This window comes from Cellulomonas sp. P24, assembly GCF_024704385.1.
Lineage (GTDB): Bacteria > Actinomycetota > Actinomycetes > Actinomycetales > Cellulomonadaceae > JAJDFX01.
In genome coordinates, this window is the sequence record NZ_JAJDFX010000002.1 from 1,204,794 (window position 1) to 1,223,399 (window position 18,606).

Below are 18,606 nucleotides of genomic sequence, written 5' to 3' on the forward strand. Positions count from 1 at the left end.
GACGACTGCTAGGCCGTCCGGGCCCGCCCGGCCGGCCGGACCTCGGCCCACAACCGCTCGTAGCAGAGGGCGGCACGGCTGGAGGGCGCAGAAGCCGTCACGGGTGCCCGCTCCTCGGCCATCTGCTCGATGATCGACAGCGCCGGGATCTCGGTCGCCGCGATCCGGGTGCCGTCGCGCGGGAGGTTCTCGATGACCTCGCGGTGCAGACGCTTGCGCCGGTCGACCATCGAGAAGAACGCGACGAGCTCCGGGCGCGGCTTGTCGGATCCGGCGACGAACTGCCGGAGCTGGTCGAACGTGCGCAGCGACAGGGTGGCGGGGATCACGGGCACCAGCAGGGTGTCGGCCGCGTGCAGCACGTTCTCCGACGTCAGGGAGATGCCCGGTGGGCAGTCCAGGAAGACGACGTCGTAGTCGTGCTTCAGGCCGTCGAGCAGCCGACCCAGGCGTCGCGTCCGCTGCTTGCCGTCGTCGAGGTCGAGGTCCAGGTTGCGGTAGCTGAAGTCCGCGGGCAGCAGGTCCAGGTCGGCGAACTCGGTCGCCTTGACGGCGTCCTCGAGCGGGCGCCGCCCGGTCACGAGCCCGCGTCCGCCGCCCTTGACCCGCGAGCGCACCTGGTAGATGTACGTCGCCGCGCCCTGCGGGTCCAGGTCCCACAGCAGGGTCCGGTTCCCGTCGCGTGCGCACAGGTGGGCGAGGTTCACCGCGGCGGACGTCTTTCCCACCCCGCCCTTGATGGTGTAGGTCGCGACGACCTTCATCGGACTCCTCCCCGCGCTGCCGGCTGCCGTCCCCCGCCATCATCCTCGGCATCGGCACCGATGCGTCGCCTGCCCGGCACCTGGATGCGTACTCTGCGATGAGCCAACCACGCTGGAGGCCGCCGATGATGTCGCACGCCGTACGCACCCGTCCGTCTGCCGACCGGCTCCCGCGCGAGGAGCAGCTTGCCTGGCTGCTCGCGACCGTCGCGGTCGACCCCGTCGAGGTCGAGCCGGCCGTCGCCGAGATGATCGGCAACCGGATCATCGACAACGCCGCCGTCGCGGCGGCGTCCGTCGCACGGCACCCGGCGGTCGTCGCCCGGGCGCAGGCCGTTGCCCACCCGCCGGCACCGGGAGCCGTCGGCGCTCCTGTCGTCGGTCTGGACCCCGGTCGCCGGTTCTCCCCCGAGTGGGCGGCGTGGGCGAACGGCGTCGCCGTCCGGGAGCTCGACTTCCACGACACGTTCCTGGCCGCGGAGTACTCCCACCCGGGCGACAACATCCCGCCGGTGCTCGCGGTCGCCCAGCACCTGCGGCGCAGCGGCCGCGACCTCGTCCGGGGCGTCGCCACGGCCTACGAGGTCCAGGTCGACCTCGCCACGGGCATGTGCCTGCACGAGCACAAGATCGACCACATCGCCCACCTCGGCGTGTCCGCAGCCGCGGGGATCGGCACGACGCTCGGCCTGGCGCCCGACGTGGTCTTCCACGCGATCGGCCAGGCCCTGCACACGACCACGACGACCCGGCAGTCCCGCAAGGGCGAGATCTCGTCGTGGAAGGCCTTCGCGCCGGCCTTCGCCGGGAAGGCGGCGATCGAGGCGGTCGACCGGGCCATGCGCGGTGAGACGTCGCCGACGCCGATCTACGAGGGCGAGGACGGCGTCATCGCCTGGCTGCTGTCCGGGCCGGACCACGTCTACCAGGTCCCGCTCCCCGAGCCGGGCGAGCCCAAGCGGGCGATCCTCCAGACGTACACCAAGGAGCACTCGGCCGAGTACCAGTCCCAGGCGCTGATCGACCTCGCCCGGCGGATGGCGCCCCGCGTCGGGGACACCGCACGGGTGGCGAGCATCGTCATCCACACGAGCCACCACACGCACACCGTCATCGGCACCGGCGCCAACGACCCGCAGAAGTCCGACCCGCGGGCGTCCCGGGAGACCCTCGACCACTCGATCACGTACGTCTTCGCGGTCGCGCTCCAGGACCGTACGTGGCACCACGTCCGGTCCTACGCCCCGGACCGCGCCTCCCGCCCCGACACCGTCGCGCTGTGGCACAGGATCACGACGGTCGAGGACCCGGAGTGGACGCGCCGCTACCACGCCACCGACCCGGCCGAGAGGGCGTTCGGGGGTCGCGTCGTCGTGACGCTCGACGACGGCACCGTGATCGAGGACGAGATCGCCGTGGCCGACGCGCACCCGCTCGGTGCGCGCCCGTTCGCCCGCCCGCAGTACGTCGAGAAGTTCCGCACCCTGGCCGCCGGGGTGATCGAGGACGACGAGCAGGACCGGTTCCTGCAGGCCGTCGACGAGCTGCCGGACCTTCCCGCCGGTGAGCTGCACCGGTTGACGTTCACCGTCCCCGCCGACCGGCTCGGGGACGGACCGCAGACGAGCAGGGGGATCTTCTGATGCTGGGCTCGACCGTCACCGCCGCGGCCAAGCGCGCGAGGTTCCGTGCCGACCTCGCCTCGGGCCGGCTGCTGCGCCTGCCGGGTGCGTTCTCCCCGCTGGTCGCCCGCCTGGTCCAGGAGACCGGCTTCGACGGCGTCTACGTCTCCGGCGCCGCACTGTCCGCCGACCTGGCGCTGCCCGACATCGGCCTGACGACCCTCACCGAGGTCGCCGAGCGAGGCGGGGCGATCGCGCAGGCGACCGACCTCCCTGCGCTCATCGACGCCGACACCGGGTTCGGGGAGCCGCTCAACGCGGCCCGCACGACCCGGGTCCTCGAGCAGGCCGGTCTCGCCGGTCTGCACCTCGAGGACCAGGTCAACCCGAAGCGGTGCGGGCACCTCGACCACAAGTCCGTCGTGAGCGTCGCGGAGATGACCGGTCGCCTCCGTGCGGCCGTCGACGCCCGCACGGATCCCGACTTCGTCATCTGCGCCCGCACGGACGCCCGCACCGTCGAGGGGCTGCGCGCGTCGATCGACCGGGCGAAGGCCTACGTCGACGCGGGCGCGGACATGATCTTCGCCGAGGCCCTCGCGGACGAGTCCGAGTTCGAGGCGTTCCGCGCCGGGGTCGACGTCCCGCTGCTCGCCAACATGACCGAGTTCGGCAAGAGCAGGCTGCTCGACGCCGCGACGCTCGAGCGGCTCGGCGTCAACGTGGTCATCTACCCGGTCACCACGCTGCGCCTCGCGATGGGCGCGGTCGAGGCTGGGCTGCGCACGATCGCCACCGAGGGGACGCAGGCCTCGCTCGTCCCGGCGATGCAGACCCGCGCCCGCCTGTACGAGCTGCTCGACTACGCCGCCTACACCCAGTTCGACGCGTCCGTCTTCAACTTCACCGTGGGAGGTGCTGAGCAATGACGCCGGCAGCAGACGTACCCGAGGTCCACCGCGGGCTCGCGGGGGTGGTCGCGGACTCGACGAGCATCTCGAACGTCGTGCCGGAGACGAACTCGCTGACCTACCGGGGCTACGCGGTCCAGGACCTCGCCGCCCACTGCAGCATCGAGCAGGTGGCGCACCTGCTGTGGCGGGGCGAGCTCCCGACACCGGCCGGGCTCACCGCGTTCGAGTCCGCCCTGCGGCCTCGCCGGGTGCTCTCGCCGGGGCTGGTCGAGGCGCTGTGGTCGCTCCCGACGACGTGCCACCCGATGGACACGATGCGCACCGCCGTGAGCTGGATGGGCGCGGAGGACCCCGACGCGTGGTCGACCGACCCGGCCACGAACCTCGTCCAGGCGGAGACCCTCTTCGCGCAGCTCGCGACCGTCGTGGCGATCGACTTCCGGCGGCGTCGCGACCTGCCCGTGATCGCCCCGGACCTGTCGCTCGGGTACGTGCAGAACTTCTTCCAGATGTGCTTCGGCGCCGTGCCCGAGCCGGAGATCGCGCGCGCGTTCGAGATCTCGCTGATCCTGTACGCCGAGCACTCCTTCAACGCGTCGACCTTCACCGCGCGCGTGGTCGCCTCGACGATGGCGGACCAGTACAGCGCCGTCACCGCCGCGATCGGCGCGCTCAAGGGGCCGTTGCACGGCGGTGCGAACGAGGCCGTCATGCAGGCGATGCTCGAGATCGGGGACCCGGCCGCGGCCGCCGACTGGGTGCGGGCGAGGCTCGCGGCCCACGAGAAGGTGATGGGGTTCGGTCACCGCGTCTACAAGAACCAGGACTCGCGCGTGCCGACCATGAAGGACGCGCTGTGGCGCACGGCCGCGAGCGTGGCCGGCGGCGAACGCTGGACGGCGATGTACGAGGAGATGGAGCGGACCATGCTCGCCGAGCGGGGGATCTGGCCGAACCTCGACTTCCCCGCCGGGCCGGCGTACTACCTCATGGGCTTCGACACCGCGATGTTCACCCCGATCTTCGTGATGGCCCGCGTCATCGGCTGGACGGCGCACATCGCGGAGCAGGCGGCGGACAACGCCCTGATCCGACCGCTGAGCCGGTACGTGGGAGTGCCGCAGCGCCCGGTCCCGACGGAGCTCGCGACCCGCGGGTGAGCCGAAGGTGAGCGGCGTCAGTCGATGACCGAGCTCAGCAGCAGGCTGGTCTCGCTGTTGACCACGCCGTCGATCGAACGGATCTGCGCGAGCAGCCGGTCGAAGTGGCTCAGCGTGTCGGTGCGGAGCTCGGCCACGAGGTCCCAGCCGCCGTTCGTCGTGTGCAGGGCCCTGACCTCGGGCAGTCCACGCAGCTGGCTGATGGCCTGGTCGGTCGAGCGACCTTCGACCTCGATGAGCGTGATCGCCCGGATCGAGTCGGGGTCCTGCTCCTCGTGGACCCGGACGGAGAACCCGAGGATCGTCCCGTCGACCTGGAGCCGGGCGAGGCGGGCGGTGACGGTGGCACGGGTCACCCCGAGCTGCCGCGCGAGCGCCGTCACGGGGGCGCGGCCGTCGGCCCGGAGCGCGGAGATCAGCCGGCGATCGAGGTCGTCCAGGGGCAGCATGCCTCACAGTGTCAATCGAACTCCTCCATGTTGTCCAGATCGTTAGGCAGATTGACGCCCCCTGACCATTGCATGTGCACATTGCTCATCCGTAGGGTCTCTCGTAACGAGAGAAGGAGCCGTCGATGGTGAGCTTCGTCAACGTCCGGAACGTCACCCGCTGGGTCGCCTCGCGGGGTGTGGAGTCGATCGTCTCCGGCATGATCGACTACCTGGAGCACGACTTCCGCCGCTGGCCGAGCTTCGAGACGTCGCCACGCGTGGCCAGCCACTCGCGGCTCGGCGTGATCGAGCTGATGCCCACGAGCGACGGTGAGACGTACGGCTTCAAGTACGTGAACGGCCACCCTGCGAACCCCCGCACCGGGCACCAGACGGTCACCGCCTTCGGCGTGCTCGCCGACGTCGACACCGGGTACCCGACGTTCTGGTCCGAGATGACCATCCTCACGGCGCTGCGGACGGCCGCGACCTCGGCCATGGCCGCCAAGGCGCTCGCACGCCCGGACTCGCGCACGATGGCGCTGATCGGCACCGGCAGCCAGTCGGAGTTCCAGGCACTGGGGTTCCGTGCTGCGCTGGGCATCGACCGGCTGCGCATCTGGGACACCGACCCCGCGGCGATGGACAAGTTCGTCCGCAACACGGCTCCGCTCGGGTTCGACGTCGTCGTCGCCACCGACGCCCACGACGCCGTGCGGGGTGCGGACATCGTCACGACCTGCACGGCCGACAAGACCAACGCGACGGTGCTCACGAGCCGCATGGTCGGACCCGGCGTGCACCTCAACGCCATCGGCGGCGACTGCCCCGGCAAGACCGAGCTCGAGGCGGAGATCCTGCGCCGTGGCAACGTGTTCGTCGAGCTCCCCGAGCAGACCAGGGTCGAGGGCGAGATCCAGCAGCTCGCGCCGGACTTCCCGGTCACCGAGCTCTGGCGGGTCCTGGCCGGCCTCGCCCCGGGGCGCACCTCGCCGGCACAGATCACGATCTTCGACTCGGTCGGCTTCGCGATCGAGGACTTCTCGGCGCTGCGCTACCTGCGTGACACGGTCGCCGGGACGGACTTCGTCGAGGACGTCGACCTGATCGCCGAGCCGGCCGATCCCAAGGACCTCTTCGGCCTCGTGAGCGACGCCGTCCCCGTCGCCGTCGGCAGCGTGCTCGGGACGCCGTGACCGCCGCGTCGGGCACCTCGCCGTTCCACGTCGACTCCGAGGTCGGCGCGCTGCGTCAGGTGATCGTCCACCGTCCCGGCCTCGAGCTGACCCGGCTCACCCCGGACAACGTCACCGACCTCCTGTTCGACGACGTGATGTGGGCGGACCGGGCACGCGAGGAGCACGACGCGTTCGTCGGACAGCTGCGCGAGCGCGACGTGACGGTCCACCACTTCCACGACCTGCTCACCACGGCGCTCGACGCACCCGGCGCCCGGCAGTTCCTGCAGGAACGGCTGACCACGACGACCCGGTTCGGGCCCGGTCTCGACGAGCCGCTCGAGCGGCTCGTCTCCCTGACCCCTGCCGAGACGCTCGCGTCGCTGCTGGTCGGCGGCGTGCTCAAGCGCGACGTCCTCCCGTGGATCCGCACCCCGAGCCTGCTGCTCGAGTCGCTCGCACCCGACGACTTCCTGCTGCCGCCGCTCCCGAACCACCTCTACCAGCGCGACAACTCGGCCTGGATCCACCGCGCCCTGAGCATCAACCCGATGGCCAAGCCGGCCCGCACGCGCGAGACGATCAACTCCCAGCTCGTCTACAACTTCCACCCCATGTTCCGCGACGCCGGGCTGGACATCGTCTACGGCAACGACGCGCTCGCGCACGAGCCCGCGACCGTCGAGGGCGGTGACGTGCTGGTGATCGGCAACGGCGTCGTCATGATCGGCATGGGCGAGCGCACCTCGCCGCAGGGCGTCGAGATGCTGACCCGGCTGCTCTTCTCGGGGGGTCACGCCCGGCAGGTGATCGTCGTCGAGCTGCCGAAGGCGCGCGCGTTCATGCACCTGGACACCGCCATGACGATGGTCGACCGCGACGCGTTCTCGGTGTACCCGTACCTGCCCGAGTCGCTGCGGTCGTTCACCCTTGACGCCACCGGGGACGACGGCAACTACTCCATCCGCGAGAACTCGGACCTGTTCGGCGTCGTGGCCGAGGGCCTCGGGGTGGACACGCTGCGGGTGCTGCGCGCACCGATCGACCGGATGGGTGCGCAGCGCGAGCAGTGGGACGACGGCAACAACTACCTCGCGGTCTCCCCCGGCGTGGTCCTCGGCTACGAGCGCAACACGATCGCCAACCAGTACCTGGCCGACCAGGGCATCGAGGTCGTGCCCGTCGTCGGCTCCGAGCTCGGACGCGGCCGGGGCGGGCCACGGTGCATGACCTGCCCGATCGAGAGGGGCGCGGTGACCCCGTGAACTCCCCGACGCCAGCTGCTGGCCGCCCCGGCCGCCAGCCGCTAGACGGAACGGTCGGTGAGGATGACGTCGGTGCCCGTCCGGTCGGTCGCAGTCAGCTCGAACGTCGCGTCGCGCACGTCGAGCACGAGGGCGACGTGGTTCTCGCCGTTGCTCCACCTCAGCTCGGCACAGGCGCCGTTGAGGCGTGACGTGAACTGCCCGCCGAACGCGGGGTGCTCGCGGCGAAGACGGCATGCCGCGAGCTGCGCGCGCACGACGGGCCGGGTGAGCTCACGGTCGACCTCGTCGGGCGTGTAGCGGTGGCGGTTCACGTCGCGTCCGACGCCCGTGTCCGCGAGCAGGTCCATGTCGTTGCCGCCCGCCAGCAGACCGACGTAGTACACCTGGGGCGTCCCGGGGAGGACGAGCTGGATCAGCCGCGCGAGGAGGTAGCGCCGGTCGTCCCGGGCCAGCGCGTCGTAGAACGTGCAGTTCACCTGGTAGAGGTCGAGGTTCGACGCGGCCGCGCCGGTCGCCTGACGGCTGGTGCCTCGGCTGCCGGCGTGGATCGCCTCGACCAGGGCGTCGATCTGCTCGGGCGCCATCAGCCCCGGCACGCCGGGGACGAGGTCGCTCGAGCCGACGTCGACCACGCCGATGCCGTCGTGCGTGTCGAGGACCGTGAGGCAGTTGCGCGGTCGCACCTCCAGCCAGCGCCCCAACGGCTCCAGGTCGGCAGCGGTCAGGGCGTGCAGGACCAGCGGGGGCAGCGCGAAGTCGTAGACGAGGTCGACGTGCTGGGCGATCTCGAGCTGCTGCCGGTAGTGCCCGTGGACCTCCACGAGCACCTGCGCCCCACGGGCGTGCGCGTACGCGCTGATCCGTTCGGTGAGGGCGTGCGCGGAGGCCGTCATGAAGCAGTCCGTGCCCGGCTCCTTGCCGGTGTACCCGACGGCGTCGAGCCGCAGCATCCGGACCCCCGCCGAGGTGAGCGCGTCGATGACGGACGTCAGGTACTCCCACCCGACCGCCGACCGGACGTCGAGGTCGACCTGGTCCGCGGTGAACGTCGTCCACACCAGGCGCCGCTGCCCGCCGAGCGTCATGGCGGTGAACGGCAGACCGGGTCGCGGCCGGTAGATGCGCGCGAGGTCGGCCTCGGTGGCGCCGTCGGGGAACACCGAGGACAGGGTGAGGAACATGCCCGCCCAGGGGGACTCCTCGCCGCGCGCCCGGACGTCGGCGAACCGTGCGGAGTCGACGGACACGTGGTTGACGATGACGTCGGCCATGACGGTCCGGCCCTCGCTCAGGGCGCGGACGTCGTCCCAGGTGCCCAGGCGCGGGTCGACCGCGGCGTGGTCGCGGGGGTCGAACCCGGCGTCGGCACCGTCGAACGGGTCGTAGAACGGCAGCACGTGCACGCCGTCGAACGCACCGGAGAGCGGTCCGTCGAGCAACGCCCCGAGGGCGGCGATGTCACCGCCGAGACGATCGGCGTAGGCGATCAGCTGGGGACCGGGAGACGACTCCGGTGCGGCCTGGGGCATGAGGGGACCTCCGATGCAGGTGGTGCGTGGGTACGGGTGGTGCGTGGGTACGGGTGGTGCGTGGGTGCAGGTGGTGCGTGGGTGCAGGCGGTGCGTGGGTGCAGGCGGTGCGTGGGCACAGCCCGGTGGCGTCCGGTCTGAGCGACGTCAGGGGCTCACGGTGGACGCGACCGCCGACGCGTCGTCGTCCCGAGGGCGCCCGGCCGTCCGGGCGAGCAACCGGGTCAACCAGTGCACCCGGGCGGCGCGCGCGTCCGTCGACACCCTTGCCTCGGGGGCCAGGAGGTCGAACGCGTGGCAGCCCCCGGGCCAGACGTGCAGCTCCGCGTCCGCGCCGCACTGCCACAGCCGCGAGGCGTAGGCGATGTCCTCGTCACGGAACGTCTCGGCCGACCCGACGTCGAGGAACGTCGGGGGCAGCCCGCTGAGGTCGTCGGCCCGCGCCGGCGCCGCGTACCCGGGGACGTCCGGGCCTCCGGCGCGGTCACCGAGGTAGGCGCTCCATCCGGTCGCGTTCGCCGTGCGGTCCCACGACCCCACGCCGGCCATCTGCACGGCCGACGCGGAGTCGTTGCGGTCGTCGAGCATCGGGTAGACGAGCAGCTGGCCCAGGAGGGCAGGTCCCCCGCGGTCACGCGCCAGGAGGGCCGTGGCGGCGGCGATCCCTCCGCCGGCGCTCACGCCGGAGATGACGACGCGCGCGGGGTCGACCCCGTGCTCCGCGCCGTGCTCGACGAGCCACCCGAGTCCGGCGAAGGCGTCCTCGACGGCGGCGGGGTACCGATGCTCGGGTGCGAGCCGGTACTCGACCGCCGCGACGGCGGCGCCGACCTGTGCCGCGATCTCGAGCAGCCAGGGGAGGTCGTCGAGCGCGGAGCCGGTCACCAGGCCGCCGCCGTGCAGGTGGTACAGCACCGGCACCGGGTCGCGGTGCGCGGACGGCCGGGCCAGGACGAGCGTCACCTCGGCCTGGTCCCACGGGACCGTGACACGGTGGACGGTGACGTCGTGCGTGCCGCCGAGGGTGAGCGCCGCCGGGTCCGGGGGTGGACCCGGCGACGCAGCTCATGGATGCCCTCCGGTGCGAGGCTCGTGACGACCTCGTCGCCCAGCGCCGTCAGCACCTCCTCGATCTCGGGGTCGAACGGGGGTCGCAGTGGTGTGGCCGTCATCCCTTGAGCGATCCCTGCAGGAGAGCCGAGACGAACCGGCGCTGGAAGACCAGGAAGATGATCAGCGTCGGGGTGAGGATCAGCAGCGACCCCGCGCACAGCAGCGGGATGTCCGTGCCCCACTGGCCCTGGAACGCGCCGAGCGCCCCGGCCATCGTGCGCTGCAGCGGGTCGGACACGAGGACGACGGCGAGCAGGAACTGGTTCCAGGTCCAGAGGAACAGCAGGATCGCCAGGGACGACAGCGCGGGCATCGACAGCGGCACGTGGATGCGCCAGAACAGCTGCCAGGTGGTCGCGCCGTCGATGCGCGCGGCCTCCGAGATGTCGTCCGGCATGTTGATGAAGTGCGCGCGCATCCAGAACACCGCGAAGGGCATGTACAGCCCGATGAGCGGAAGGATGATGGCCCAGCGGGTGTTGAGCAGCCCGAAGTCGCGCATCTGGTAGTAGAGCGGGATCACGATGCCCTCGAACGGCAGTGTCAGCCCGAGCAGGAAGCCGATGAACACCGCGCGCCCCCCGGGTGGCCGCAGGTGGCCGAGAGCGAACCCGGCCAGGGTGCTGATCAGCATCGAGACCGGCACCACGCCGATCTCGATCAGCACGCTGGACCACAGCAGATGCCCCATGTCGGCGGCCTTGAAGGCCTCGACGAAGTTTGACCAGTGGGGCGTCGCGGGCCACGACAGGCCCGACGGGTAGGTCCCGGACTGGTGCAGCGCGGTGACGAACAGGCTGACGAACGGCATGACCGTCACGAGCATGAGCAGGACGAGCAGGATGCGGCCGAGCCACTCCTCTCGGCGGGAGACGATCACGACGTACCTTCCCGGTTGATCCACTGCAGCGGCAGGACGACCGCCAGGACGAGCACCATCAGGGCCACGGCGAGCGCCGACGCCATGCCGACCTCCCGCTGGAAGAACGCGAGGTAGTAGATCTCCAGCCCGGGGACGAGCGTGCTGTTGCCCGGACCGCCCTGCGTCGCGATGTAGACGATGTCGAAGCTGGCCAGCGCCGAGATCACGGTCACGGTCAGGCACACGACGATCTCCTGCCGCAGGCTCGGCAGCGTGATGGCGAAGAACTCCCGGAACGGACCGGCCCCGTCGACGCGCGCCGCCTCGTAGAGCGACGGGTCGATCTTCGTCATCCCCGCCAGAAGGAGGAGCATGCACAGCCCGAACAGCACCCAGGCGCCGATCACCCCGACGGCGGGCAGAGCGGTGGAGAAGTCGCCGAGCCATGCGCGGGCGACCCCGCCGAGCCCGACGAGCCGCAACAGCTGGTTGACCATGCCGTCGGTGGACAGCTGCCAGCTCCACATGATGCCGGCCGCGACGAGCGGGATGATCTGCGGCAGGAACAGCACCGTGCGGGAGACCACGGCGAGCTTGCTCGTCGCGAAGCCCCGGATCGCGTTCGCGGTGAACAGGCCGAGCGCCACCGGGAAGAGGCTGAAGAAGACGATGAGCTCGAAGGCGTTGATGATCGAGCCGGAGAGCTCCGGGTTGTGGAAGATCTCCACGTAGTTGGACAGTCCCACCCAGGTGGACGGGGTGATGCCGTCCCACTTGTAGAACGAGTACTGCACCGTCATGGCGATGGGGCGGATCACGAAGATCACGTACGCCAGGACCGCCGGCGCCACGAGGGCCAGTGCCAGCCCGCCACGGCGCAGGCGCCGCGCGCTGAGTGCGCGGCGCCTGCTCTCCGTGGTGAATCGAGCAACGACGTCTTCCTCGCGGCGACCCCGGATCAGTGTCGACCGCTTCTGCATGAGGGTTCCTCAGCCACCGATCTCGCTCGTGTAGTCCGCCTGGACCGCTGACAGCAGCCCCTTGGCGTCGAGCTGGCCGGCGACCATCTTCTGCAGGTTGGGGGTCCAGCTCTTGGCGTAGATCGCGCCGGTGGCGTTGGCGATGAAGTCCATCGCCCCGTTGTCCGCGCCGATCTGGGCGCCGGCGGCGAGGGTCTGCGCCGTCACGGTGTTGGCGTCGACGCTCGGCATGAACGCGTCAGCCGGGCCCATCGGGTGCGAGCCGCCGATCTTGACGTCGATCGTCCGGGCCTTGTCGTTCGTCGCGACCCAGTTGAGGAAGAACGCCGCGCAGTCCGGGTGCTTGGCCTTGGCCGAGATCCCGTAGGTGAGCGGCGCCGACATCGCGCCGTACTTGCCACCGGCGGTGGCCGGTGGCATCAGGAAGAAGCCCACGTTGCCGGCCATCTTCGAGTCGAGGTTCCCCGACTCCCAGTCGCCGTCGAAGATGAACACGCTCTTGCCGTCGATGAACCGGCTCATCATCGTCGCGTAGTCGATCGAGTTGATGTCGTTCGCGAAGTAGCCCGCGTCGATCCACGACTTCAGGTGCTCGGCGGCCTGGAGGTTGGTCGGCGTGTCGATCGTGGCGCCCGGCTTCTGGTAGATCCAGGCGTTGATCGCCGCCGGGTCCCCGTAGGAGGCCATGAGGCCCTGCAGCGGGAACGCGAGCCCGCCGGTCGCGCCACCGTTGAACTGCGCGACGGGCGTGAGGCCGGCGGCCTTGGCCTTCTTGAGGTCGTCGTCGAGCTCGGCCAGCGTCGTCGGGGCGGTCGTCATGCCGAACTTCGCGGCGAGCGCCTTGTTGTAGAACACGCCGGTCATCGAGAAGTTGAGGCCCATCGCGTAGAGCGGGCCATCACCCCGACGGCCGCTCGAGTCGACCCGCATCTGCTCGAGCTGCGAGGCAGGCCACTTGTCCCAGCCGAACGCCTTCGCGTACGGGTCGAGGTTGAGCAGCAGGCCGTCCTTCACGAGTCCGGAGACCTGGGGAAGCCGCATGAGGTCCGGCGGGTCGTCCACGAGGACCCGCGGCGCGTTCTGGGTGATCACCGCGAACTGGTCCTCGCGGATGTTGAACGTGACGTTCGGGTACTGCTTGGTGAACTCGTCGGTGAGATCCTTCGGGAGCGGGAAGCCCGTCTCGATGTACGTGCTCAGGGTCACGGGTGCCGTGCCGCACGTCGGCGCGCCTCCTGCGAACGTCGCCGAGGTGGTCGAGGCGGGGGTCGAGGTGGCCGCGACGCCGCCGGGGCTGCTGCAGGCGGCGAGGGCCAGCACACTCCCCACGAGCACGGTCGCGGTGAGGGCCGTGCGTTGAGCGAATCCAGGTCGAGACACCGGTGTCTCCCTTCGTCGAGCGAGTCAAGGTCGTCGGGCGTCGCGCGCCGGACGGGTGCTAAATCGGCTTAGCACGGCTAAACTGCCGTACGGACGCACCGCTGTCAAGGTCCTGCACCGCCGAAGGGCACTCCGCCGACGGTGCGCTGCCGGCTGCGCTGCGAGCGACGAGCGCACGGCGAGCGACCGGATCGACCCGGCCACTACGATGCGCGTGACACGAGGAGCTGAGTTGGGTCGAACGAGAGTGACTCTCGCGGACGTCGCGCGAGCCGCCGGGGTCTCGCCGACCACGGCCTCGCTGGTGCTGTCCGGGCGCGGCGACGAGCTGCGCATCTCCTCGACGGTCCAGCAACGGGTCCGCGAGGCCTCCGACACCCTCGGCTACCGGCCCAACATCGTCTCGATCGGGCTGCGGAACGGGTCGAGCCGCACCCTGGGCTTCGTCTCCGACACGGTGGCCACGTCCCAGCTCGCCGGCGACATGATCCGCGGCGCCCTCGAGACCGCACGCGCCCATGGGTTCATGCTCTTCATCGGTGAGACCGAGGGAGACCCGAAGCTCGAACGGCGCCTCCTCGACGCGATGCTCGACCGTCAGGTGGACGGCATCATCCTGGCCTCGATGTTCACCCGGACCCGGCCCGTGCCGTCGGGCCTCGACCAGGTCCCTGCGATCCTGCTCAACGCCCTGCCGCAGCAGCGCAACGCGTCGATCTGCGCCGTCATCCCGGACGAGCTCGCCGCCGGGCGCGCAGCGGCGCAGCTCCTCCTCGACGCCGGGCACCGCTCGATCCACCTCGTCGGCGCCGGGCCGGGTGCCGACGACGTCCCGCCCGGGACCGTCGCGGGCGTCGAGCGCCTTGCCGGGATCCGCGAGACGCTCCACGGCGCCGGGCTCGAGCTGGCGAGCGGTCACCTGCTCACCGAGTGGTTGCCACCGGACGGCTGGCGCGCCACCCGGCGCATCATCGACGAGTGGGGGGCGGGCCACGCGATCATCACGCTCAACGACCGCCTCGCCTTCGGCGCCTACCAGGCGCTCCAGGAGGCGGGGCTCTCGGTGCCCGGCGACGCGTCGATCGTCTCGTTCGACGACAACACGCTCGCCGACTGGCTGCGCCCGGGTCTGACCACGTTCGCGATACCCCACCACGATCTCGGTCGGCGGGCCGTCGAGCTGCTCGTCGGGAGCATCACGGCCGATGACGCGTCGCCGGCGTGCGAGTCCGCCGTGCACCGCGTGAGCATGCCGCTGCGCCTGCGGGGGTCCGTCCTGGCGCGGTCGTAGCGGTTGCGGCGGACGGGCTGGCGGACCCGGGCATCGAACGGGATCCGTCGCCGTCACTGCCGCCGGAGCACAGTCCGTCAGGGGCGACCTCCACGATGCGCCGCGTCGCGCGTGAGCGCATGACCGGACACCATGACGTCGGCGGCGGGCACGAGACCTGCGAACCTCTCTCCCATCTCCTCGCCGATCGACCCGTCCGCGCGGAGGCCATCGGGCAGCGGCGATCGAGCAGCGCCATCCGGTCCGCAGAGCTCGGGCCCGGGATGTCCTCGTTGTCGGCCCTCAGGATGACCGAGGACCGCACGATCGGTGTGTCGAGGCGACCCGCACGAATGCGGTCGAGGAAGCCGTGCACAGATGGGGCGAACGTATGCCGATCCATCGCCCGGGCCCCGACGATGCTGAAGCCGACTCTGAGCGAGATGACGTCGGACTCGGCCGCGGCGGCGCGCCGTCGGCCCCCTCGACGACGCGCCGGTCCCGTCAGGACATCAGGCCGTACTCCGTGAGCAGCTCGCTGATCTCGGTGTCCGTGATCCGCTTCTTCAGGAGGTGGCGGACCAGGGCCGAACCACGCCGCTCGATCTCCGTGCCGTCATGCAGCCGGGCCAGGGCGGCCAGGATCGTGCGCACGTCGTAGGTGGAGCTGACGACCTCCGGCACGCCACGGTCGACGCCGAGCAGCTGGTAGGCGGCCTCCATCCCGGTGCTGACCGAGTGCTCGATGGTGAGGATCGTGTCCCGGGTGGACTCGGCGAACGGCCCGAGGAACGCGAGAATGACGGCACCGGCCGGGACGACGTCGGGCCGGTCGCCCACCTTCCGGGGCACGAAGAACGACGTGACGTGCGGCATCATCACGGGCACGCACCGGGCGCCGTTCGCAGCCAGCTCGGGGATGTCGGCCACGGGGACACCGAGGCGGTGGAGCCACTCCTGGGTGATCTCCTCGCCGGCGCGCTCCCGCATCGGCTTCTTCACGTAGTCGCCGGGGACGTCGACGAGCAGCGAGTTCACGCAGGCGACGATTCAGCACGCCGCTGAGGTAGCGCGGACGGCTCCCGAGCCTTACTCCCGGCCGTCCTCCAGCGGGATGAGCATCGTCCGGAACGGGCCCCGCGCACCGTGGAGCTCCCAGATGCGCTCAGCCACGTCGTCGATGCCGTTCTCGAGGCGGAGCTTCGGGATGCCGCCCGGGATGACGAGCTGGACGACGCGGATGCCCTCGCCCTCGAGTGCGTCGTGGAGCATCTCGCCGTACGCGCTCTCGGCAGGGAACGCGATCGACGTTCCCGCGAAGTCGCTCCGTGCCTTCACGGACGTGCCGCCGTTGACGAGGATGATGCTGCCGTCGCCCGCCGTGCGCATCGCCGGCAGCACCGAACGAACCGCGTGGACGAGACCCAGGGCCGAGAAGCGCAGCGCCTCCAGCGCCAGCTCGGGCGTCATCTCGAGCACCGGCCTGAGGTACTCCCGCGAGGGCAACGGGCTGTACTGCAGCACGGCGACGGGCCCGAGCTCGTCCGCGGCACGCGCGAGGGCGGCCTCGAGAGAGGCAGGGTCCAGGACGTCCGCCGCGTAGCCGCGGGCGAGCACACCACCCTCTCGGAGCTCGGCCGCCAGTCCGTCCAGCTTCACCTGGTCCCGAGAGATCAGTGCGATCGAGAAGCCCTCGGCGCCGAACCTGCGCGCGACGGCAGCCCCGAGGCCCGGTCCCGCTCCGACGATCGCGATGGTGGGCATGACCGGTTCCTTCCGTTCGGGGGTGACGGATCGACCATAGTCGGAGCCTCAGGGGGCAGGCCCGGTCGGCCGCACACCGGAGGGAGGAGCACGAGCTCGACCTTGCCGACGACGGACCTCGTGCAGCAGGTGGCCTCGCCGCCGCTCACGCGTCGAGCCAGGCGAGGACGGCCAGCACCCGGCGGTGGTCCTCCTCCGCCGGCGGCAGGTCGAGCTTCATCAGGACGCTCCGGATGTGCTTCTCGACCGCGCCGGCGCTCACCACGAGCTGGCGGGCGATCCCCGCGTTGGACCGACCCTCAGCCATGAGTGCGAGGACCGCCCGCTCGCGCGGGGTCAGCGACTCGATCGGATCGGCGGTGCGACGCCGCGCGAAGAGCTGCGCGACCACCTCCGGGTCGATCACGGAGCCGCCGCTCGCCACACGATCGAGGGCGTCCTCGAGCGCCTCGAGATCCTGGATCCGGTCCTTCAGCAGATACCCCACGCCGCCTCGGCCGTCCGCGAGAAGGTCGCGCGCGTAGGACTCCTCGACGTACTGGGAGAGGACGAGGACGCCCAGGCCACCCAGGACGCTGCGGGCCTCGACCGCAGCCCGGAGTCCGTCGTCGGTGAAGGTCGGCGGCATCCGCACGTCCACCACCGCGACGTCGGGCCGGTGCTCCAGGACGGCCGGCACCAGGGCGAGGGCGTCGTCGACCGCTGCGACGACGGAGTGTCCGGCCTCCTCCAGGAGACGGACCAGCCCTTCGCGCAGCAAGACGGAGTCTTCAGCCAGGACGATCCGCAGCGGGCGGCTCATCGTCGTCGCGCGCGTCTCAGCACGGAAGCTCCGCGACGACGCGCGTCGGGCCACCCACCGGGCTGTGGACCGTCAGGGTGCCGTCGAGACCGGACACCCGGTCGGACAGACCGGCGAGCCCGTGGCCTTTCGCGAGGTCCGCACCGCCCACGCCGTCGTCCTCGATCTCCACGCGCAGCATCCTCGCACCATCGCCGTCCGGGCGAGCGCTCAGCCGGATGACGATCGACGACGCGGCGGCGTGCTTCGCCGTGTTCGTCAGGGCCTCGCAGACCACGAAGTACGCGGCGTTCTCGACCGCGGCCGTCGGACGCCCACCCTCACCGAGGTCGATCTCCAGGATGGTCGGCGCCGAGGAACGGGCCGCGATCGCCGCCAGCGCGGCCTCGAGCCCGCGATCCGCCAGGATCGGCGGGGCGATGCCGCGGGACAACGCCCTGAGCTCGGCGAGGGCCTCCGCCGCCTGGGCACGCGCCTGGCCGAGGAGCTCGCGCGCCGCCGCAGGGTCGTCGTCCAGACGACGTTCGGCGACTGACAGGTCCATCCCCAACCTGACGAGCCGCTGCTGGGGTCCGTCATGGATGTCGCGCTCGAACCGGCGCAGCGACTGCGCCTCGGCGGACGCGGCCGCGTCCCGCCGCACGGTCAGGTCCTCGACGCGCTCCGCGAGCGCTCGGCGGGACGTCCCGGAGAGCAGGGTCCGGGCCCACGCCTCGTGCAGGTTCGCGCAACCACGCACCACCGGGACGAGCGTCGCGGCGAAGACGACGCCGACCAAGAGGTTGAACACCGAGTCGGAGACCGGCAGGTTCAGCAGCTCAGGGAGAGTCGTGTCGGCCGCGTTCGTCGAGACCGGGAGCAGCGGCGACCACGCCCAGTACGTCAGCCCCGCGAGCGCGCCGACCCACCAGACGACCACGACGGACCACGTCACGATCGCCAGCGGGAGCACCGAGATGCCGTGCAGGACCTCGGCCCACCGGTCCCGCTCGGCCAGCGGCGAGATCATCCCCCGCAACCCGCGCTCGCGCTCGGCGCGCCCGCGCCGCGACACCGGCGCCAGCGGCGTGCCACGGACCGCGAGGCGCCACCGCTCACCTGCGGCGAGTCCCCCGGCAGCCGCGAGCGTCGCCACCGCGACGGGAACGCCGATCAGCGTGATGAGCAGTCCCACGGCCAGTGACAACCCCGTGACCAGGACCGTGAACGAGACGATCGCCCAGGGCAGGGACACCAGCACGTAGGCCGTGTCGCGAAGGAGACGTGCCACCACGTCCGACGCCCGGCCCGCGATGGGCTGGTCCGCACCGACAAGCGAGGCAGGCATTGCCAGGTTCTCTCTCATGTCAGCAATCCTCGGGCCCCGGCCGACTCCGATCGATCCGGTCAGCGGGCCTTCTCAGGGTAGTGCCAGCCCCCCGCTCGTCGACTCGGTCGAGGTCGCCCGCCGCCTCCTCGACGCCTACCGCGAGAACACCCCGGAGCTCCTCCGCGTCGGTGCGACCGCGGCCCGATGACGGGGTCCCGCAGGGCAGCTGCCCCGGGGCCGTGTGGTCGCCCTCAGGATGC

General features: G+C 71.3%; 18 protein-coding genes. 6 read left to right on the forward strand and 12 right to left on the reverse strand.

The window, feature by feature from the left end:
• Nucleotides 1-8: 8 nt before the first annotated feature.
• Nucleotides 9-764: a ParA family protein gene (locus tag LJB74_RS05635; RefSeq protein ID WP_259307609.1), complete on the reverse strand. Its 756-nt coding sequence runs from the start codon at nt 762-764 to the stop codon at nt 9-11.
• A gap of 125 nt (nt 765-889) precedes the next feature.
• Between LJB74_RS05635 and LJB74_RS05640 the strand changes: the two genes are divergently transcribed.
• The 3 genes from LJB74_RS05640 to LJB74_RS05650 are packed head-to-tail and all read left to right on the forward strand — an operon-like array spanning nt 890 to nt 4,460.
• The gene (locus tag LJB74_RS05640) at nt 890-2,407 is read left to right on the forward strand and encodes an MmgE/PrpD family protein (protein WP_259307610.1); all 1,518 of its coding nucleotides are present in this window, start codon (nt 890-892) and stop codon (nt 2,405-2,407) included.
• Nucleotides 2,407-3,315 carry a methylisocitrate lyase gene (gene prpB / locus LJB74_RS05645; RefSeq protein WP_259307611.1) on the forward strand — a complete coding sequence of 303 codons (909 nt, stop codon included), beginning with the start codon at nt 2,407-2,409 and terminating at the stop codon, nt 3,313-3,315. Before LJB74_RS05640 ends, prpB begins: the two co-directional genes overlap by 1 nt.
• Nucleotides 3,312-4,460 carry a bifunctional 2-methylcitrate synthase/citrate synthase gene (locus LJB74_RS05650; protein WP_259307612.1) on the forward strand — a complete coding sequence of 383 codons (1,149 nt, stop codon included), beginning with the start codon at nt 3,312-3,314 and terminating at the stop codon, nt 4,458-4,460. The genes prpB and LJB74_RS05650 overlap by 4 nt, the downstream gene beginning before the upstream one ends.
• Nucleotides 4,461-4,477: 17 nt before the next feature.
• Here LJB74_RS05650 and LJB74_RS05655 read toward each other — a convergent pair whose 3' ends face one another.
• A complete protein-coding gene (locus LJB74_RS05655) occupies nt 4,478-4,909 on the reverse strand; it encodes an Lrp/AsnC family transcriptional regulator (RefSeq protein ID WP_259307613.1) in 432 nt (143 codons plus the stop codon).
• A gap of 125 nt (nt 4,910-5,034) precedes the next feature.
• On the opposite strand from LJB74_RS05655, the gene LJB74_RS05660 reads away from it, so the two are divergent.
• Complete coding sequence (locus LJB74_RS05660; protein ID WP_259307614.1) at nt 5,035-6,087, forward strand: ornithine cyclodeaminase; 1,053 nt, start codon at nt 5,035-5,037, stop codon at nt 6,085-6,087.
• Entirely contained in the window at nt 6,084-7,334 is a 1,251-nt protein-coding gene (locus LJB74_RS05665; protein ID WP_259307615.1) for an arginine deiminase, read from the forward strand. The genes LJB74_RS05660 and LJB74_RS05665 overlap by 4 nt, the downstream gene beginning before the upstream one ends.
• 41 nt (nt 7,335-7,375) lie before the next feature.
• Here LJB74_RS05665 and gtfA read toward each other — a convergent pair whose 3' ends face one another.
• From gtfA to LJB74_RS05695, 6 genes are all read right to left on the reverse strand, one after another.
• Entirely contained in the window at nt 7,376-8,866 is a 1,491-nt protein-coding gene (gtfA, locus tag LJB74_RS05670; protein ID WP_259307616.1) for a sucrose phosphorylase, read from the reverse strand.
• A 147-nt stretch (nt 8,867-9,013) separates the two neighbouring features.
• Nucleotides 9,014-9,829, reverse strand: a complete 816-nt coding sequence (locus tag LJB74_RS05675) for an alpha/beta hydrolase (protein ID WP_259307617.1) — start codon at nt 9,827-9,829, stop codon at nt 9,014-9,016.
• Complete coding sequence (locus LJB74_RS05680) at nt 9,826-10,038, reverse strand: hypothetical protein (protein ID WP_259307618.1); 213 nt, start codon at nt 10,036-10,038, stop codon at nt 9,826-9,828. The genes LJB74_RS05675 and LJB74_RS05680 overlap by 4 nt, the downstream gene beginning before the upstream one ends.
• Complete coding sequence (locus LJB74_RS05685; RefSeq protein ID WP_259307619.1) at nt 10,035-10,859, reverse strand: carbohydrate ABC transporter permease; 825 nt, start codon at nt 10,857-10,859, stop codon at nt 10,035-10,037. Before LJB74_RS05685 ends, LJB74_RS05680 begins: the two co-directional genes overlap by 4 nt.
• Entirely contained in the window at nt 10,856-11,821 is a 966-nt protein-coding gene (locus LJB74_RS05690; protein ID WP_259307620.1) for a carbohydrate ABC transporter permease, read from the reverse strand. Before LJB74_RS05690 ends, LJB74_RS05685 begins: the two co-directional genes overlap by 4 nt.
• Nucleotides 11,822-11,830: 9 nt before the next feature.
• The gene (locus LJB74_RS05695) at nt 11,831-13,201 is read right to left on the reverse strand and encodes an ABC transporter substrate-binding protein (RefSeq protein WP_259307621.1); all 1,371 of its coding nucleotides are present in this window, start codon (nt 13,199-13,201) and stop codon (nt 11,831-11,833) included.
• A gap of 232 nt (nt 13,202-13,433) precedes the next feature.
• On the opposite strand from LJB74_RS05695, the gene LJB74_RS05700 reads away from it, so the two are divergent.
• Nucleotides 13,434-14,492, forward strand: coding sequence for a LacI family DNA-binding transcriptional regulator (locus tag LJB74_RS05700; protein WP_259307622.1), 1,059 nt, complete (start codon nt 13,434-13,436; stop codon nt 14,490-14,492).
• Nucleotides 14,493-14,975: 483 nt separating this feature from the next.
• Here the strand turns inward: LJB74_RS05700 and LJB74_RS05705 are convergent, their stop codons facing one another.
• The 4 genes from LJB74_RS05705 to LJB74_RS05720 form a co-directional block, all read right to left on the reverse strand.
• Nucleotides 14,976-15,509, reverse strand: coding sequence for an oleate hydratase (locus LJB74_RS05705; RefSeq protein WP_259307623.1), 534 nt, complete (start codon nt 15,507-15,509; stop codon nt 14,976-14,978).
• 51 nt (nt 15,510-15,560) lie between these two features.
• Nucleotides 15,561-16,235, reverse strand: coding sequence for an SDR family oxidoreductase (locus LJB74_RS05710; protein WP_259307624.1), 675 nt, complete (start codon nt 16,233-16,235; stop codon nt 15,561-15,563).
• 145 nt (nt 16,236-16,380) lie between these two features.
• Nucleotides 16,381-17,037, reverse strand: coding sequence for a response regulator transcription factor (locus tag LJB74_RS05715; RefSeq protein WP_259307625.1), 657 nt, complete (start codon nt 17,035-17,037; stop codon nt 16,381-16,383).
• A gap of 16 nt (nt 17,038-17,053) precedes the next feature.
• Nucleotides 17,054-18,382: a sensor histidine kinase gene (locus LJB74_RS05720; RefSeq protein ID WP_259307626.1), complete on the reverse strand. Its 1,329-nt coding sequence runs from the start codon at nt 18,380-18,382 to the stop codon at nt 17,054-17,056.
• Between the last annotated feature and the right edge of the window lie 224 nt (nt 18,383-18,606).

Coding starts and splice junctions, on each gene's coding strand:
- gtfA (WP_259307616.1), bottom strand. CDS start 8,866: ATGCCCCAGGCCGCACCGGAGTCGTCTCCCGGTCCCCAGCTGATCGCC.
- LJB74_RS05715 (WP_259307625.1), bottom strand. CDS start 17,037: ATGAGCCGCCCGCTGCGGATCGTCCTGGCTGAAGACTCCGTCTTGCTG.
- LJB74_RS05650 (WP_259307612.1), top strand. CDS start 3,312: ATGACGCCGGCAGCAGACGTACCCGAGGTCCACCGCGGGCTCGCGGGG.
- LJB74_RS05690 (WP_259307620.1), bottom strand. CDS start 11,821: ATGCAGAAGCGGTCGACACTGATCCGGGGTCGCCGCGAGGAAGACGTC.
- LJB74_RS05710 (WP_259307624.1), bottom strand. CDS start 16,235: ATGCCCACCATCGCGATCGTCGGAGCGGGACCGGGCCTCGGGGCTGCC.
- LJB74_RS05635 (WP_259307609.1), bottom strand. CDS start 764: ATGAAGGTCGTCGCGACCTACACCATCAAGGGCGGGGTGGGAAAGACG.
- LJB74_RS05640 (WP_259307610.1), top strand. CDS start 890: ATGATGTCGCACGCCGTACGCACCCGTCCGTCTGCCGACCGGCTCCCG.
- LJB74_RS05655 (WP_259307613.1), bottom strand. CDS start 4,909: ATGCTGCCCCTGGACGACCTCGATCGCCGGCTGATCTCCGCGCTCCGG.
- LJB74_RS05680 (WP_259307618.1), bottom strand. CDS start 10,038: ATGACGGCCACACCACTGCGACCCCCGTTCGACCCCGAGATCGAGGAG.
- LJB74_RS05660 (WP_259307614.1), top strand. CDS start 5,035: ATGGTGAGCTTCGTCAACGTCCGGAACGTCACCCGCTGGGTCGCCTCG.
- LJB74_RS05720 (WP_259307626.1), bottom strand. CDS start 18,382: ATGAGAGAGAACCTGGCAATGCCTGCCTCGCTTGTCGGTGCGGACCAG.
- prpB (WP_259307611.1), top strand. CDS start 2,407: ATGCTGGGCTCGACCGTCACCGCCGCGGCCAAGCGCGCGAGGTTCCGT.